At 56.9% G+C, this 16249-nt stretch carries 15 protein-coding genes; 5 read left to right on the top strand and 10 right to left on the bottom strand.

What is annotated here, in order from left to right:
• Positions 1-27 precede the first annotated feature (27 nt).
• The 9 genes from FOY96_RS09805 to ymcF all read right to left on the bottom strand — a co-directional run bounded on the left by FOY96_RS09805 (position 28) and on the right by ymcF (position 8546).
• Positions 28-783, bottom strand: a complete 756-nt coding sequence (locus FOY96_RS09805; RefSeq protein WP_143346924.1) for an alpha/beta fold hydrolase — start codon at positions 781-783, stop codon at positions 28-30.
• Positions 784-869: 86 nt separating this feature from the next.
• Positions 870-1043 (bottom strand): GhoT/OrtT family toxin, encoded by a 174-nt coding sequence (locus FOY96_RS09800; protein WP_013096478.1) that lies wholly within the window; start codon positions 1041-1043, stop codon positions 870-872.
• Between the two features lie 183 nt (positions 1044-1226).
• On the bottom strand, positions 1227-2651 hold the full coding sequence (patD, locus tag FOY96_RS09795; RefSeq protein ID WP_143346923.1) for an aminobutyraldehyde dehydrogenase: 1425 nt from the start codon (positions 2649-2651) through the stop codon (positions 1227-1229).
• A gap of 24 nt (positions 2652-2675) precedes the next feature.
• Positions 2676-3482, bottom strand: coding sequence for an ABC transporter permease (locus FOY96_RS09790; RefSeq protein WP_029741505.1), 807 nt, complete (start codon positions 3480-3482; stop codon positions 2676-2678).
• Positions 3472-4416: an ABC transporter permease gene (locus FOY96_RS09785; protein WP_023311994.1), complete on the bottom strand. Its 945-nt coding sequence runs from the start codon at positions 4414-4416 to the stop codon at positions 3472-3474. Before FOY96_RS09785 ends, FOY96_RS09790 begins: the two co-directional genes overlap by 11 nt.
• Before the next feature lies 1 nt (position 4417).
• Complete coding sequence (locus FOY96_RS09780; RefSeq protein ID WP_143346922.1) at positions 4418-5431, bottom strand: ABC transporter ATP-binding protein; 1014 nt, start codon at positions 5429-5431, stop codon at positions 4418-4420.
• Positions 5432-5448: 17 nt separating this feature from the next.
• The gene (gene ydcS / locus FOY96_RS09775; protein ID WP_109844060.1) at positions 5449-6594 is read right to left on the bottom strand and encodes a putative ABC transporter substrate-binding protein YdcS; all 1146 of its coding nucleotides are present in this window, start codon (positions 6592-6594) and stop codon (positions 5449-5451) included.
• 271 nt (positions 6595-6865) lie between these two features.
• Complete coding sequence (locus tag FOY96_RS09770) at positions 6866-8275, bottom strand: aminotransferase-like domain-containing protein (RefSeq protein ID WP_143346921.1); 1410 nt, start codon at positions 8273-8275, stop codon at positions 6866-6868.
• An 82-nt stretch (positions 8276-8357) separates the two neighbouring features.
• Entirely contained in the window at positions 8358-8546 is a 189-nt protein-coding gene (ymcF, locus tag FOY96_RS09765; RefSeq protein ID WP_023335881.1) for a cold shock small protein YmcF, read from the bottom strand.
• A gap of 391 nt (positions 8547-8937) precedes the next feature.
• Here ymcF and FOY96_RS09760 point away from each other — a divergent pair, with 391 nt between their 5' ends.
• The 4 genes from FOY96_RS09760 (at position 8938) to hslJ (ending at position 12040) form a co-directional block, all read left to right on the top strand.
• Positions 8938-10338: a cytochrome ubiquinol oxidase subunit I gene (locus FOY96_RS09760; protein ID WP_143346920.1), complete on the top strand. Its 1401-nt coding sequence runs from the start codon at positions 8938-8940 to the stop codon at positions 10336-10338.
• Entirely contained in the window at positions 10338-11348 is a 1011-nt protein-coding gene (gene cydB, locus FOY96_RS09755) for a cytochrome d ubiquinol oxidase subunit II (protein ID WP_033145694.1), read from the top strand. Before FOY96_RS09760 ends, cydB begins: the two co-directional genes overlap by 1 nt.
• Positions 11348-11476 carry a DUF2474 domain-containing protein gene (locus FOY96_RS09750; protein WP_008501283.1) on the top strand — a complete coding sequence of 43 codons (129 nt, stop codon included), beginning with the start codon at positions 11348-11350 and terminating at the stop codon, positions 11474-11476. The genes cydB and FOY96_RS09750 overlap by 1 nt, the downstream gene beginning before the upstream one ends.
• 126 nt (positions 11477-11602) lie before the next feature.
• Positions 11603-12040, top strand: coding sequence for a heat shock protein HslJ (gene hslJ, locus FOY96_RS09745; RefSeq protein WP_143346919.1), 438 nt, complete (start codon positions 11603-11605; stop codon positions 12038-12040).
• Here hslJ and FOY96_RS09740 read toward each other — a convergent pair whose 3' ends face one another.
• The gene (locus tag FOY96_RS09740) at positions 12041-12307 is read right to left on the bottom strand and encodes a putative hemolysin (protein WP_023312003.1); all 267 of its coding nucleotides are present in this window, start codon (positions 12305-12307) and stop codon (positions 12041-12043) included.
• A 271-nt stretch (positions 12308-12578) separates the two neighbouring features.
• Between FOY96_RS09740 and nifJ the strand changes: the two genes are divergently transcribed.
• The gene (gene nifJ / locus FOY96_RS09735) at positions 12579-16103 is read left to right on the top strand and encodes a pyruvate:ferredoxin (flavodoxin) oxidoreductase (protein ID WP_143346918.1); all 3525 of its coding nucleotides are present in this window, start codon (positions 12579-12581) and stop codon (positions 16101-16103) included.
• Positions 16104-16249: the final 146 nt, after the last annotated feature.

Here is a 16249-nt window from a genome sequence, read left to right as displayed (position 1 = left end):
CGCCGCCGGGCGAAACTTTTGCGCACATCACTCCGTCATACACCCGGCTAACGTCTGTGCCAGCGCAGACGGATTCTCCCACGACATCGAATGCCCCGCCGCAGGGATAATTTTTACCTCAACGCCCTTTTGCTTCAGATTGTCCACATCGTCATCCGGCAGAGACAGCTCGCCGAAAATCAACGTTACCGGGCAAGGAAGTGACAGGAACTGCGCTTCCCATTCGGGCTCAACGCCCGCCACCAGGCTCGATGCGCCCCGCCAGACGGCATATGGCGCATTGCTCTGCAGACACCCTGCCCACGCCGTTTTTTCCGCACTGAGCATGGCGTCATAGCCCTGGTTCAGAAACTGCTGCTCAGTTTGCGCTGCAATAGACCGGCTAAACATCCCCCCACCCGCATGAAAATTGGGCTCTGACACCATCAGCCCCTTCACGCGCGACGCCAGCAACCCCGCCGTTTCGATAGCAATGCTGCCGCCCATGCTGTGGCCGTATAACCAGAAGGCATCCAGCTTAAGGTGGTCAATCAGCTCCGCCACAACGTGGGCCTGGTCGGTGGTTTTATAGCTGTAGTGTTCAGGCTTGTCGCTGTAGCCGCTGCCGGGCAAGTCGATGAGGATCGCTCTGCGCGCGCCAAACAGCGGGTCATGAACGACACGGGGATATTCATAGGAAGAGGCGCAGCCCAGCCCGTGAATGAACACCACGGGATCGCCGGTGCCGGGCAGGTCATGCCAGCGCACGGTACAACCGGCCTGCTGCGAGTAAAAACTGTTCATAAGCACTCCTTTTACGATGCACTGTGTATTTATACAGTTAGCGTATCGGGAATGCCATATTCATCTTTTAAAAATGGAAGCGTGCTTCAGAAAAGCGAGACCAGCAGCGCAACGGGAAAGCTCATTGGCCAGGTTGACCCCACCAGAAAAGCGCTGAGCAGGCGGATACGTTTGCGGTCTTTAGAGAGGAACCAGGTAATTAATGCGCAGATGGAAGCCATGATTGCGTAAAAAACCAACATCTTTTGATACAACGTCATTCTGTATACCAGAGCCGAAAAAATAACCGCACGCAATATGCGTCATATGTTGATACAGATCAAGTTTTTTCGTTACAGAATAACCACTTAAAGATTACGGATAATAACAACTGAGTATCTTGCGTAACACTCATGGCGGGCGCGGGAAACGCCTGGCCGCGCATGCGGCCAGGCAGGGCGGACTTAGTGTTTGATCATGACATGCCGCACGACCGTATAATCCTCAAGCCCGTAGACCGACATATCTTTGCCGTAGCCGGATAATTTCATGCCCCCGTGCGGCATTTCGCTCACCAGCATAAAATGGGTATTCACCCAGGTGCAGCCGTACTGCAGGCGCGCGCTCAGGCGATGGGCGCGGCCCACGTCTTTGGTCCAGACAGATGACGCCAGGCCATACTGCGAATCGTTCGCCCAGGCCAGCACCTGCGCCTCGTCGTCAAATTCGGTGACGCTCACCACCGGGCCAAACACCTCCCGCTGAACGATGGCGTCGTCCTGTTTTGCCCCCGCCAGCAGGGTTGGCTGGAAGTAGTAGCCTGCCCCCTCTTTTTTGCTCCCGCCGGTGACAACGCGGATATGACCGAGTGCTTTCGCCTCATCGACGGCCTGACAGACGCGTGAAAGATGGGCGGCCGAGCTGAGCGGCCCCAGTTCGGTCGAGGCATCCTCCGGCGCACCCATTTTAAGGCTGGCTACCGCTGCGCCCAGCTTTTCCACCAGCGCGGCATAGATGCCCTTCTGGGCATAAATACGGCAGGCCGCCGTACAGTCCTGTCCGGCATTGTAGAAACCAAACGTCCGCACCCCTTCGACAACCGCATCCAGGTCGGCATCATCAAAGACGATAACCGGCGCTTTACCGCCCAGCTCCATGTGGGTGCGTTTAATGGAGGACGCGGTATGGCCGATGATATGTTCCCCGGTAGCAATCGAACCGGTCAGCGAAACCATACGGACCTTTTCATGCCCGGTAAGCGGGTCACCGACCGTTTTCCCCCGGCCAAACAGGACGTTCAGAACGCCTGCCGGGAAGATATCTTTTGCCAGCTCTCCCAGCTTCAGCGCGGTCAGCGGCGTGATCTCTGAGGGCTTAATCACCACGCAGTTCCCAGCCGCCAGCGCGGGTGCCAGCTTCCAGGCCGCCATCATCAGCGGATAGTTCCAGGGGGCAATAGAGGCAACCACGCCCACCGGATCGCGGCGGATCATCGACGTGTGACCGTCAAGGTACTCCCCGGCGGCCAGCCCGTTCAGACAGCGGGCGGCCCCGGCAAAGAAACGGAAAACGTCGACCACCGCCGGAATTTCATCTCCCAGAGCACAGTGCAGCGGCTTGCCGCAGTTGAGGGATTCGAGCCGGGCAAAGTCCTCCCCATGCGCTTCAATCGCATCCGCCAGCTTCAGCAGGTACTCGGCGCGGGTCTTCGGCGTGGTTTGTCCCCACTCCACAAAAGCACGGTCGGCCGCCTGAACCGCCGCGTCGACCTGAGCCGCTGACGCCTCAGCAATCTCCAGCAGGAGTTCTCCAGTGGCCGGGTTATAGACCGGCTGTTTTTCTCCCTCTCCGGTTACCAGTTTTCCCTCTATCAGCAGTTGTGTTTGCATAGCATTTTCCTGTTGAATTCACTGTTATTTCCCGCTGCCGGCGATATTCTCGCCGTCGCGGGTTAGCCACCAGGCTCCCAGAATGGGGATAGTTGTCACCAGCATCACCAGCAGTGCTACGACGTTGGTGACCGGCACGTCGCGCGGACGACCGAGCTGATTGAGCAACCACAGCGGTAACGTGCGCTCGTGTCCCGCCGTAAACGTTGTGACGATTATCTCGTCAAACGACAGGGCAAACGCCAGCATTCCCCCGGCCAGCAGCGCGGAACCCAGATTGGGCAGCACCACATAGCGGAAGGTTTGCCATCCGTCGGCCCCGAGATCCATCGACGCTTCCACCAGGCTCCAGGAGGTGCGTCTGAACCGGGCAATCACGTTGTTAAACACCACCACCACGCAAAAGGTGGCGTGTCCCACCACGATGGTGAAAAACCCCGGCTCAAGGTCAATCGTTTTGAATGCCGTCAGCAGCGCCAGACCGGTGATGATCCCCGGTAACGCAATCGGCAACAGCAGCAACAGCGAGATCGCATTCTTGCCAAAAAACTCGCTTCGCCACAGCGCCGCTGCAGCAAGCGTGCCAAGCACAAGGGCAATCGCGGTGGAGAGCGCGGCAATCTGAAGTGACAACGTCACGGATTCAATAATATCGCCGCGCCCCGCCGCCACGCTGAACCACTTCAGCGTCAGCCCCTGCGGCGGAAAGCTGAAGGCCGCGTCTTCGGTATTAAAGGCATAGGTCGCGATAATCAGCAGCGGGAAGTGCAGGAAGATAACGCCTCCCCACGCTGCCACTTTCAGGAACAGCGGTGCGCGTTCAGAGTGCATCGAATGCTCCCAGACGTTTCACGAACGCCAGATAGAGTGAAATCAGCACGATGGGCACCAGCGTGAACGCGGCGGCCATGGGCATATTGCCAATGGCACCCTGCTGCGAGTAGACCATGTTACCGATGAAGTAACCCGGCGGCCCCACCAGCTGTGGAACGATGAAATCCCCCAGCGTCAGGGAAAAGGTGAATATTGAGCCCGCGGCAATACCCGGGATCGCCAGCGGCAGAACGACGTAGCGAAAGGTCTGACGAGGGCGCGCGCCGAGGTCGGCTGAGGCCTGCAGTAGCGAGGCAGGCAGGCGTTCCAGCGCCGCCTGGACGGGCAAGATCATAAACGGCAGCCAGATATAGACGAAGACCAGAAACCGTCCCAGCCCGGAGGTGGACAAGGTGTTGCCGCCAATTGCCGGGAGCGTAAGGAGTGAGGTCAGGATCGGCTCCAGCCCCATATGGTTGAGAAACCACTGCGCCACCCCATCCTTCGCCAGCAGCAGCGTCCAGGCGTAGGCTTTGACGATGTAGCTCGCCCACATTGGCAGCATCACGGCGATATAGAAAAACGCTTTCCACTTGCCGCGGGTGTATCGCGCCATGTACCAGGCCATCGGGAATGCCAGGATGGCGCTGGCTATCGTCACCGCAATCGCCATGGTTAACGTGCGCAGGATGATGTCGTAGTTTGCCGGGTTGAAAAGCGCCTGAATGTTCGCCAGGGTCAGATCCGGCGTGACGGCCATGGTGAAATCGTCAAAGGTGTAAAAACCTTGCCACAGCAGGGTCAGAAGCGATCCTAAATAGACGATGCCAAACCACATGAGCGGCGCGAGCAGAAGCAGGAACAGGCCGAGCGACGGTTTACGCCAGAACAGCGCCGTCATGCGGCTTAAGCGCCCGTGCGAGGCGGGAGGATGCGCAACGCTCATAGACATTTCACCTCTCCTCGTGCAGGCGAATCATCGCCTCGCGTGACCACGATGCCATCACCGCCTGCCCCGGCGCAATGCCGCTCAGCGACGAGGTTTCACTGAGATTGGCCTGGCTCACCAGCAGCTTGGCGCCATCTGCGAGCTTCAGCTCCAGCCGCGTGGCCGCTCCCTGATACTGAACGGCCTGCACGATGCCCTCAACCTGAACCTCTCCCTCCTCATTAAGGCGAATATGTTCCGGGCGCAGGGAATAGCTACCTTCCATGCCGCATATTTTCTGCGCAAGGCCTGCATCAAAGACGTTGGACGTGCCGACAAAACCGGCGACAAACGGCGTGCGCGGACGCATGTAGAGATCGCGCGGGGTATCCACCTGCTCGATGCGCCCGTTATTGAACACCGCCACCCGGTCTGACATGGAAAGGGCCTCGCCCTGATCGTGGGTGACAAAAATAAAGGTGATGCCGAGTTCCTGCTGAAGCTTCTTCAGCTCGAACTGCATCTGTTCACGCAGTTTGAGATCAAGCGCACCTAAGGGCTCATCCAACAGCAGGACGCGCGGCTCATTGACCAGCGCCCGGGCGATGGCGACACGCTGTCGCTGGCCGCCGGAAAGTTGCGAGGGTTTGCGGGCAACGGCAAAGCTCAGGCCCACTTTTTCCAGGGCATCACGGGCCTGCGCATGGCGTTTTTTCTTGTCGATGCCTTTGACCATCAGCCCGTAGGCAACATTGTCGAGGATCGACATATGCGGGAACAGCGCGTAGTCCTGAAAGACGGTGTTCACATCCCGCTCCCAGGGAGGCAGTTCGCTCGCCTCTTTACCGAAGATAGAAATCGTGCCGCCTGACAGCTGCTCAAAACCCGCTATCAGACGCAGGCAGGTGGTTTTGCCGGAGCCCGAAGGCCCCAGCATGGAGAAAAATTCTCCGTCACGAATAGCAATGGTGACCCCATCCACCGCCCGTACGTCGCCGTACAGACGGGAAACGTTGTTAAACTCTACCGCGTACGTCATGTTCTGCTCCCGGGCAATTAACGACCGCCCATGATGGCGATGTAATCCTGCGTCCAGCGGCTGTAAGGGACAAATTTGCCGCCTTCGGCGATGGGGGTTTTCCAGAACATGATTTTGTCGAACTCGTTATAACCGTTTGTTTCGCAGCCTTTATCACCCAGCAGCGTGCTGGCCTTACACCCTTCTGCAACCACGGGCAGGGAGCCAAACCAGGCCGCCAGATCGCCCTGCACTTTAGGCGTCAGCGACCAGTTCATCCACTTATAGGCGCACATCGGGTGTTTTGCCTGCGCATGCAGCATGGTGGTATCCGCCCAGCCGGTCACCCCCTCTTTCGGGAAGACGGTGGCAACGGGCTGGTTCTCGGCCTTCAGCGCATTCGCCTGATACGGCCAGGCGCTGGAGGCCACGACGCCTTCATTTTTGAAATCGCTCATCTGAACGGTGGTGTCATGCCAGTAGCGGTGGATCAGCGCATGCTGGTCGCGCAGCACTTTCAGCACGGCGGCATACTGTGCTTCGGTGAGCTGGTAAGGATCTTTGATACCCAGCTGCGGCTGGGTAGCTTTGACGAAGAGCGCGGCATCGGCGATATAAATCGGGCCGTCATAGGCCTGAACGCGTCCCTGATTGGTTTTACCGTCCGGCAGATCCTGTTTGGTAAAGACCACGCTCCAGCTGTCCGGCGGCGTCGGGAAGGTTTTGGTGTTGTACATCAGCAGGTTTGGCCCCCACTGATACGGCGTGCCGTAGACTTTCCCGCCGACGTTAAACCATTCCCCTTTTACAATCCGCGCGTCGAGCGTTTTCCAGTTGGGGATGAGGTCCGGGTTAATGGGCTGAACGCGTTTACCCATGATCAGGCGCAGGGAGGCGTCACCCGAGGCGGTGACCAGGTCATATCCCCCTTTCGCCATCAGGCTGACCATTTCATCCGACGTGGCCGCCGTCTTGACGTTGACCGCACACCCGGTCTCTTTTTCAAACTGGGTGACCCAGTCATAATTTTTATCCGTCTGTCCGCGTTCGATGTATCCCGGCCAGGCGATAATATCCAGCCGACCTTCCCCGTCGCCGATGGCCTTTGGTGGTTCTGCGGCTTGCGCTGTCATGATAGTCATGCCGAGCGCGCACAGGCTGCTGCGGGCAAAATGTTTGCTCATAAGAGTTACTCCTGTCGCAATGAAATTTAGCGGCAGCCGTGCCGTAAAAATATCTCCCTTATTAAACGTAGACCGCGCAAATGCGCCGCACCGTACGGCTTCAGGAAATTTCATCAAGGTGTGACCGAGGGCGCATTCCCCGTTAACTGGATTATAGACAAGGAGTTAGCCGCGAGAGACGGTATGCAGATTTCCTATGACAGGGCACCGCGAAATATTCGCAGCGCCGTCATCAGGATAAGAATTGATTATTTAAATAACGGAGAAAAGTTTATTCCAGCATCGTGCTAATTAATTTTCCTAACTGAATGACCGCCTGCTCTTCTCGCTCTCCCCAGGCCCAGGAGGTATTAAACCGGAAGAACGGTGTCCACGCGTCGGAGGTGGAAAACATCTTTCCGGGCGCAATGCTGATGTGGTGCGTTAAGGCTTTTTCGCTGAGCAGACCCGCATCCAGCTGCGCCGGAAGCTCCAGCCATAAAAAGTAGCCGCTGTCGTTATGGTGAATTTTGACGCCGGCAGGCATATGGCGCAAAAGAGACTGCCAGGCCTGCTGTTTTCGCTCGGCGAGGGTACGCCGCAGGCGGCGCAGATGGGCGTCGTAGCGTTTCGTCGCCAGATAATCCACCAGCGCCAGCTGCACGGGTGAGCTGGTGGAGAGCGTGCTCATCAGCTGCAGCTGCTGAATGCGTCTCGCGTGTTTTCCTGCCGCAACCCAGCCGATGCGAAAACCGGCCACCAGGCATTTTGAAAAGGACGAGCAGTGCAGCGTCATGTCCTGACGATCCCATGCTTTCGCCGGGAGCGGCTTTTCGCGGCCAAAATAGAGCTCGCTGTAGACATCGTCTTCAATCAGGGTGACGTTGTGCTGCGTTAACAGCGCGACAAGCTGCGCTTTTTTCTCCGCGCTCAGCGTGAAGCCAAGCGGGTTCTGACTGTTGGTCATGATCCAGCAGGCTTTAACCGGGTACTCCTTCAGCGCCTGTTCAAGGGCATTCAGATCAATCCCCTCGCGGACATCCGTCGCAATCGACAACGCTTTGAGCTTCAGGCGTTCCAGCGCCTGCAGCGCGCCGTAGAAACACGGGTTTTCGACTATCACCCAGTCGCCCGGCTCGGTTACCGCCTGCAGGCTGAGATTGAGCGCTTCAAGCGCGCCTGCGGTGATCACAATCTCTTCCGGGGAGATGTTCATCCCCTGCTGCGCGTAGCGACGGGCAATGGCGTGGCGGAGATCGACGTTACCCGGCGGCAGGTTCTCAATCACGCTCATCGCCGTCGCGGTTTTGCTGACGTTCGCCAGCGAGCGGTTGAGCTGCTGCAGCGGGAAAAGTCGGGGATCGGGAAACGCGGAGGCAAAAGGAACAACGGACGGGTCGCGGCTGGCCTGTAAGACGTCGAAGATGTAGGTGTTGATATCCACTACTTCATCACGTATCACCTGGGCAGGTGGAGCAGGCTGATGTGCGGTCGGGCGCGAGGCAACGTAATAGCCCGACTGCGGTCTGGCGACAATGCGCCCCTGACTTTCCAGCATCTGATACGCGTGGCCAACGGTCATAAAACTCATGCCGCTGCTCGCCACCTGCTCTCGCAGCGAAGGCAGCTTATCGCCCGGCAGCCATACGCCAAGCTCAATCTGCGAGATAATTTGTTGCGCCAGACGCTGGTATTTTTTCATCAAATTCTCCTTGTGACCGACAGTGTATATCAGCAGGAGAAAAAGAGAAGATTTAGCTAACTGTTATGGTTCGGGAAACGAATTACTTACGGTACTCGGTAACGTGGCTTTGCGCCTGACGCGCGGCGGCCAGGTGATCGAGCGTAATCATCGACGATTTGCAAAAGATGCATTTCGCGCCGAGTGGGTTTTTCTCAGACATATCAAAGACTGAGGTACGGTACTGCGAGCCATGACAGCATGGGCAGCGGAAATGAATATAAGAAGTCATAGGATTCTCCTGTGAACGTAAAAACGTAAATTACTAATGGGCCGATTGGGCAATAATGGTTTTAAACAAAACGAATCGGAAAGTAGATAAAGACCCAAGAGAGGCTGCGGAGAGGCACAACGTGATGAGAACTGCTTTATAAAACTACGTCAGATATTTATTTGGACTCAAAACCAGAGGGCCATTAACGCACGGCGCAGACGACAAGGCAAGCAGTTTTATGCGTAAAATTCATAAAAAGACGGTTTTTATTCCTCATGCGAGGTATATCAGATGACTAAAGCATGAGTTTTAAGTCAACTGTTATGGTTAAAAATCACTTTTCTGCGTCTGATAGTCCGAACGTTGCCCCTATACCATAACAGCACACCGTTTGACATTGAGGCTGTGCATGTTTGGTTTAGATGCTTTTCACCTTGCACGGATACAGTTTGCCTTTACCGTATCCTTTCACATTATTTTCCCGGCGATCACCATCGGCCTGGCAAGCTATCTTGCCGTACTCGAAGGGCTGCGGCTGAAAACCAAAAATCCGGTCTGGCGCTCGCTGTACCATTTCTGGTCGAAGATTTTTGCCGTCAACTTTGGCATGGGCGTGGTCTCCGGGCTGGTGATGGCCTACCAGTTCGGCACCAACTGGAGCGGATTTTCACAGTTTGCGGGCAGCATTACCGGCCCGCTGCTGACCTATGAAGTGCTGACCGCCTTCTTCCTCGAAGCCGGGTTCCTCGGCGTGATGCTGTTCGGCTGGAACAAAGTCGGGCCGGGTCTGCACTTCTTCGCCACCTGCATGGTGGCGTTGGGCACTATTATTTCTACCTTCTGGATCCTCTCGTCGAACAGCTGGATGCAGACCCCGCAGGGCTATGAGATCGTCAACGGTCAGGTCGTGCCGGTGGACTGGTTCGCCGTGGTGTTTAACCCCTCCTTCCCTTACCGCCTGCTGCATATGTCGATAGCCGCATTCCTGAGCAGCGCCCTGTTTGTGGCCGCATCCGCGGCATGGCATCTGCTGCGCGGCAATAATACCCCTGCCATACGGGCAATGTTTTCGATGGCGCTGTGGATGACGCTGATTGTCGCCCCCATCCAGGCCATGGTTGGCGATATGCACGGTCTGAACACCTTAAAGCACCAGCCCGCCAAGATTGCCGCCATTGAAGGCCACTGGGAAAATCCGCCGGGTGAGCCTACCCCGCTGCTGCTGTTTGGCTGGCCGGATATGGAGCAGGAGCGCACCCGCTTTGGGCTGGAGATCCCAGCGCTGGGGAGTCTTATCCTGACGCACAGCCTGGATAAACAGGTTCCGGCTCTCAAAGAGTTCCCGAAGGAAGACCGTCCGAATTCCACCATCGTGTTCTGGTCATTCCGCATCATGGCGGGCCTGGGCATGCTGCTGCTGCTGCTCGGGGTGATGGCTCTCTGGCTGCGCTACAAAAAACGCGTGTATTCGTCTCGCCCCTTCCTGTGGTTTGCGCTGCTGATGGGGCCAACCGGGCTGATTGCCATCCTGGCCGGGTGGATCACCACCGAAGTGGGCCGCCAGCCGTGGGTGGTCTACGGACTCCAGCGAACGAAGGATGCGGTTTCTGCCCACGGTGACCTGCATATGAGCGTAAGCCTGCTGGCCTTCTTCGTCGTCTATACCTCGGTATTCGGCGTGGGTTACAGCTATATGGTGCGCCTCATCCGAAAAGGCCCGCAGCCGCATGAAACTTTCGCCACCGAGTCCGACGGACGTCCGGCGCGCCCGCTTTCTGCCGTCACAACTGAACATAAGGAGCAGCCATAATGGGTATCGACCTTTCCATTATCTGGTTTGTGATCATCGTCTTCGCCACGCTGATGTATATCGTGATGGACGGTTTTGATCTGGGGATTGGCATTCTGTTCCCGGCCACGCAGAACGCCGACGATCGCGACGTGATGGTCAACAGCGTCGCGCCGGTCTGGGACGGAAATGAAACCTGGCTGGTGCTTGGCGGTGCCGCCCTGTTCGGCGCATTCCCGCTGGCCTATGCGGTGATCGTTGATGCCCTGACCATTCCGCTAACATTAATGCTGATCGGACTTATTTTCCGCGGAGTGGCATTTGAGTTTCGCTTTAAAGCCACGCCGGCCCACCGCCCCTTCTGGGATAAGGCGTTTATTGGCGGTTCAATTCTGGCAACGTTCACCCAGGGCGTGACGGTAGGCGCCGTCATTAACGGCTTTACCGTCACCGGCCGGGCCTATACCGGCGGCCCCTTTGACTGGTTTACCGCGTTTAACCTGTTTTGCGGCGCGGGGCTGGTGGTGGCTTATGCGCTGTTAGGCTCTACCTGGCTGGTGATGAAAAGCGAAAACGCGCTGCAGGAGCGGATGCGTGAGGTGTCGAAAACGCTGTTAATCGTGCTGCTGGCGTTTATTGCGGCGATCAGCCTCTGGACGCCGCTGGCGCAACCGGCCATCGCTGCGCGCTGGTTTACGCTGCCGAATCTGTTTTATCTGCTGCCGGTCCCTGCCCTGGTGGTGATTTTTAGCCTGTACCAGTGGCGCTGCCTGAATAATCCCGCCAGCCATAGCCGTCCGTTTATTCTGACGCTGGGACTGATATTCCTCGGCTTTAGCGGGCTTGGGATCAGCATCTGGCCGCATATTATTCCACCGTCGATCACCCTGTGGCAGGCCGCCGCCCCGACGCAAAGCCAGGGCTTTATGCTGGTGGGCGCGCTGTTGATCATTCCCGTTATTCTGGTCTACACCTTCTGGAGCTACTACGTGTTTCGCGGCAAAGTTCAGCATGGGGAGGGTTATCACTGATGCAACAACCGGTCTGGAAAAGATTGCTGTGGCTGGCCATTATCTGGGGCGGCAGCGTACTGGCGCTGGCTGCTGTCAGTATGCTCTTCCGCATGCTGATGACGGCGGCAGGATTTAAATCGCATTAACGTCATTCCGGGCAACCGCTGCGTTGCCCGGCTCCTCCCAGCACTTTCAGATAAACCCCATTAACGCACGGCAGAGTATCGTTACACTGGAAAAAGATTCACAGTATTTATAGTTTGAGAAGAAAAATGAAAAAGCTCATTGCGTTAAGCGTTATTAGTCTTGTCCTTTCCGGCTGCGTTAATCCGGGCAAAGCCTCCGTACAGCCGGAGCAACTTAAAAACCATCGCTTTGTGCTGGAAAACGTCAACGGTAAGGCCGTGAAGACCGCGACAACGCAACCTGAGATCGGTTTTAGCGCGCTGCCAGATATCAGCCTGGTGAATAACATCAGCGTTTCTGGTCAGATGTGTAACCGCTTCAACGGACAGGGGAAATTGTCCGAAGGCGAGCTGAAGGTTAAAACGCTGGCCATGACCCGTAAGCTCTGTACTGAGTCGCAGCTGAATGAGCTGGATCAGACCATCGGCGACATGCTGCGCAAAGGGGCGCAGGTCGACCTGACTGAGGACCAGTTAACGCTGGCGACAGCCGATAAAACGCTGATGTTTAAGCGTGTAGAATAATCAGTAGTTACCGCAGCTTCCAACGGCAAGCGACTGTTCACTACAGCGTTTGCCGTTTGGCAAGGCGCACATCCCAATAGCAGAACCATCAAGCTGGCGGGCGACAGACAGCGAACCGCCAATCATCGCGCAGTTGGCCTGACCTGAACTGGACATTGCCGCTTTCATTCCCGGCGCCACGTGGGCTGCCGTTGCCTGCTGGACTGGCTCACTGCTACATGCCGACAACAATAACGCGGCACACCCTACCCAAAATGCTGAACGCATGCTCTCTCCCCCATGAATAATGCGAAACCTATGCATAATAGGCATCACATCCCGTGTCGTCGAGAGCGGAAGTGCGTATTTATGCGCTTTAGAAACAATTTCTCGCAATTTTTTCGCCAAAAGTTTGATCTACTCATTGATGGCAGGAATACCAAGGACACAAAAGCGAAAATCGTAAAATCCCCCGTTTGCTAGAATACACAGATAATATTCAGGGTTTGTTGCCGTAATACAGACCCCTATTTTTTGCGCAATGTAAGGGTGTTGTCCTATGCAAACTATTGACGGTAATGGTGCAGTTGCCTCAGTCGCGTTTCGCACCAGTGAAGTTATCGCCATCTACCCGATTACGCCAAGTTCTACCATGGCCGAGCAGGCGGACGCATGGGCGGGTAACGGGTTAAAAAACGTCTGGGGCGATGTTCCGAGAGTGGTTGAGATGCAGTCTGAAGCCGGTGCGATTGCCACGGTACACGGTGCGCTTCAGACCGGCGCGCTTTCCACGTCGTTTACCTCCTCACAGGGATTGCTGTTAATGATCCCTACGCTTTACAAACTCGCCGGTCAGCTGACGCCCTTCGTTCTGCACGTTGCCGCGCGCACCGTTGCTACCCACGCGCTCTCTATCTTTGGTGACCACTCCGACGTGATGGCCGTGCGCCAGACCGGCTGTGCGATGCTATGTGCCAGCAGCGTTCAGGAAGCGCAGGACTTTGCCTTAATTTCGCATATCGCCACGCTTAAAAGCCGCGTGCCGTTTATTCACTTCTTTGATGGTTTCCGCACCTCTCACGAAATCAACAAAATCGTCCCGCTGGCCGACGATACTATCCTGAATCTGCTGCCGCAGGCGGAAATCGACGCGCATCGCGCCCGGGCTCTGAATCCTGAACACCCGGTTATTCGCGGGACATCGGCGAACCCGGATACCTATTTCCAGTCCCGCGAGGCCACTAATCCCTGGTACAACGCGGTTTACGACCATGTTGAACAGGCAATGGATGACTTTGCCGCCGCAACCGGCCGGCAGTACAAACCGTTTGAGTACTACGGCCATCCGCAGGCGGAACGGGTAATTGTGCTGATGGGGTCAGCCATTGGGACCTGTGAAGAGGTAGTAGACGAGCTGCTGACGCGTGGTGAAAAAGTTGGCGTGCTTAAGGTGCGTCTCTATCGTCCGTTCTCGGCCAAACATCTGCTTTCGGCTCTGCCTGAAAGCGCCCGCGCTGTGGCGGTGCTCGACCGTACCAAAGAGCCGGGCGCGCAGGCGGAACCCCTCTATCTGGATGTGATGACCACCCTGGCAGAAGCCTTTAATCAGGGCGAACGTGAAACGCTGCCGCGCGTAATCGGGGGTCGCTATGGTTTGTCCTCCAAGGAGTTTGGGCCGGACTGCGTGCTGGCGGTATTCAACGAGTTAAGCGAAGCGAAACCCAAACCGCGCTTTACCGTCGGCATTTATGATGATGTGACGAATCTGTCCCTGTCTCTGCCGGAAAACACCCTGCTCTCGACCGCCAAACTTGAGGCGCTGTTCTACGGTCTGGGCAGCGACGGCAGCGTCTCCGCGACCAAAAACAACATCAAAATTATCGGCAACTCCACGCCGTGGTACGCCCAGGGGTACTTCGTCTACGACTCCAAAAAAGCAGGCGGCCTGACCGTATCCCACCTGCGCGTGAGCGAACAGCCCATCCGCTCTGCGTATCTTATTTCTCAGGCCGATTTTGTTGGCTGCCACCAGCTGCAGTTTATCGATAAATACCAGATGGCCGAGCGTCTGAAGCCCGGCGGCATTTTCCTCCTCAATACGCCGTACAGCGCGGACGAAGTCTGGGCGCGGCTGCCGCAGGAAGTTCAGGCGGTGCTGAACCAGAAAAAAGCCCGTTTCTACGTGGTCAACGCTGCAAAAATTGCCCGCGAATGTGGCCTGGCTGCGCGTATTAATACCGTTATGCAGATGGCCTTCTTCCATCTGACCAATATTCTGCCAGGCGACAGCGCGCTGGTGGAGCTGCAGGGTGCGATTGCTAAAAGCTACAGCAGCAAGGGCCAGGAGCTGGTCGAGCGAAACTGGCAGGCGCTGGCGCTGGCACGCGAATCGCTGTTTGAGGTAACGCTGCAGCCGGTGAATGCCGCAAGCCCGAACCGCCCTCCGGTGGTGTCCGATGCGGCGCCCGATTTCGTTAAGACCGTGACGGCGGCGATGCTGGCCGGCCTGGGCGATGCCCTGCCCGTCTCCGCGCTACCGCCGGATGGCACCTGGCCGATGGGCACCACGCGCTGGGAAAAACGTAACATTGCCGAAGCGATCCCCATCTGGAAAGAAGAGCTGTGTACCCAGTGCAACCACTGCGTTGCGGCCTGCCCGCACTCCGCCATTCGTGCCAAAGTGGTTTCACCGGAAGAGATGGAAGCCGCGCCTGCCAGCCTGCATTCGCTGGATGTGAAATCTCGCGATATGCGCGGACAGAAATACGTTCTGCAGGTCGCGCCGGAAGATTGCACCGGCTGTAACCTGTGCGTCGAGGTCTGTCCGGCGAAAGACAGGCAGGATCCGGAGATCAAAGCCATCAATTTGATGTCGCGTCTGGAGCACGTCGAAGAGGAGAAGGTCAACTATGACTTCTTCCTGAATCTGCCGGAAATCGATCGCAGCAAACTGGAACGTATTGATATTCGTACGTCACAGCTGATTACGCCGCTGTTTGAGTACTCCGGGGCCTGCTCCGGCTGCGGTGAAACGCCGTATATCAAGCTGCTTACCCAGCTGTACGGTGACCGGATGCTGATTGCCAACGCAACCGGCTGTTCATCCATCTACGGGGGCAATTTGCCTTCTACGCCGTACACCACCGACGCGAATGGGCGCGGTCCGGCGTGGGCAAACTCGCTATTCGAGGACAACGCCGAATTCGGCCTGGGCTTCCGCCTGACCGTCGACCAGCACCGCGCGCGCGTGATGCGCCTGCTGGAGCAGTTTGCCGGGCAGATCCCCGCTCAGCTCAATGACGCGCTTCATGCGGACGCGACGCCAGAAGAACGTCGTGAGCAGGTTGCTGAGCTGCGCCGCGCGCTGCAGGGCGTTTCGGGGGCTGAACAGCTGCTGACCGACGCTGACGCTCTGGTCGAAAAATCAATCTGGCTGATTGGCGGTGACGGCTGGGCTTACGATATCGGCTTTGGCGGACTGGATCACGTGTTGAGCCTGACCGAAAACGTCAACATCCTGGTTCTGGATACGCAGTGTTATTCCAATACCGGCGGCCAGGCGTCGAAAGCGACGCCGTTAGGCGCGGTAACGAAATTCGGCGAACACGGTAAACGCAAGGCGCGCAAAGATCTCGGCGTGAGCATGATGATGTACGGTCACGTTTACGTCGCGCAAATCTCGCTGGGTGCCCAGCTTAACCAGACGGTGAAAGCGATTCAGGAAGCGGAAGCGTATCCTGGCCCGTCGCTGATCATTGCCTACAGCCCTTGCGAAGAGCATGGCTACGATCTGGCCCTCAGCCACGACCAGATGCGTCAGCTGACCGCGACCGGCTTCTGGCCGCTGTACCGGTTCGACCCGCGTCGTGCAGACGAGGGTAAATTACCGCTGGCGCTGGATTCGCGTCCGCCGTCGGATGCCCTGGCCGAGACGTTAATGCAGGAACAGCGCTTCCGTCGCCTTAACGCCCAGCAGCCGGAAGTGGCCGGGCAGCTCTGGAAAGATGCCGCTGCTGACCTGCAAAAACGCTATGACTTCCTGGCGCAGATGGCGGGTAAAGCCGATAAACCAACCAGCGACTAGTTCCCCTGCCCGGCTTGTCCGGGCATTTTTTTTCCATAAAAAAAGCCCGGCGTATTCACACCGGGCGAATCCAGATAATCATTGAATATCTATTTAGTTTCCTTAATAGCATTCATGTTAATTATGGATGAATCATCTTACAGGCA

The sequence above is a fragment of the Enterobacter asburiae genome (assembly GCF_007035645.1).
GTDB lineage: Bacteria > Pseudomonadota > Gammaproteobacteria > Enterobacterales > Enterobacteriaceae > Enterobacter > Enterobacter asburiae_B.
The sequence above is the reverse complement of the archived record's forward strand: the minus strand, read 5'-3'. Positions and strand labels throughout refer to the sequence as shown.

Coding starts and splice junctions, on each gene's coding strand:
- FOY96_RS09770 (WP_143346921.1), bottom strand. CDS start 8,275: ATGAAAAAATACCAGCGTCTGGCGCAACAAATTATCTCGCAGATTGAG.
- nifJ (WP_143346918.1), top strand. CDS start 12,579: ATGCAAACTATTGACGGTAATGGTGCAGTTGCCTCAGTCGCGTTTCGC.
- FOY96_RS09740 (WP_023312003.1), bottom strand. CDS start 12,307: ATGCGTTCAGCATTTTGGGTAGGGTGTGCCGCGTTATTGTTGTCGGCA.
- FOY96_RS09780 (WP_143346922.1), bottom strand. CDS start 5,431: ATGACGTACGCGGTAGAGTTTAACAACGTTTCCCGTCTGTACGGCGAC.
- ymcF (WP_023335881.1), bottom strand. CDS start 8,546: ATGACTTCTTATATTCATTTCCGCTGCCCATGCTGTCATGGCTCGCAG.
- FOY96_RS09805 (WP_143346924.1), bottom strand. CDS start 783: ATGAACAGTTTTTACTCGCAGCAGGCCGGTTGTACCGTGCGCTGGCAT.
- FOY96_RS09800 (WP_013096478.1), bottom strand. CDS start 1,043: ATGACGTTGTATCAAAAGATGTTGGTTTTTTACGCAATCATGGCTTCC.
- FOY96_RS09750 (WP_008501283.1), top strand. CDS start 11,348: ATGCAACAACCGGTCTGGAAAAGATTGCTGTGGCTGGCCATTATCTGG.
- FOY96_RS09785 (WP_023311994.1), bottom strand. CDS start 4,416: ATGTCTATGAGCGTTGCGCATCCTCCCGCCTCGCACGGGCGCTTAAGC.
- patD (WP_143346923.1), bottom strand. CDS start 2,651: ATGCAAACACAACTGCTGATAGAGGGAAAACTGGTAACCGGAGAGGGA.
- hslJ (WP_143346919.1), top strand. CDS start 11,603: ATGAAAAAGCTCATTGCGTTAAGCGTTATTAGTCTTGTCCTTTCCGGC.
- FOY96_RS09760 (WP_143346920.1), top strand. CDS start 8,938: ATGTTTGGTTTAGATGCTTTTCACCTTGCACGGATACAGTTTGCCTTT.
- cydB (WP_033145694.1), top strand. CDS start 10,338: ATGGGTATCGACCTTTCCATTATCTGGTTTGTGATCATCGTCTTCGCC.
- FOY96_RS09790 (WP_029741505.1), bottom strand. CDS start 3,482: ATGCACTCTGAACGCGCACCGCTGTTCCTGAAAGTGGCAGCGTGGGGA.
- ydcS (WP_109844060.1), bottom strand. CDS start 6,594: ATGAGCAAACATTTTGCCCGCAGCAGCCTGTGCGCGCTCGGCATGACT.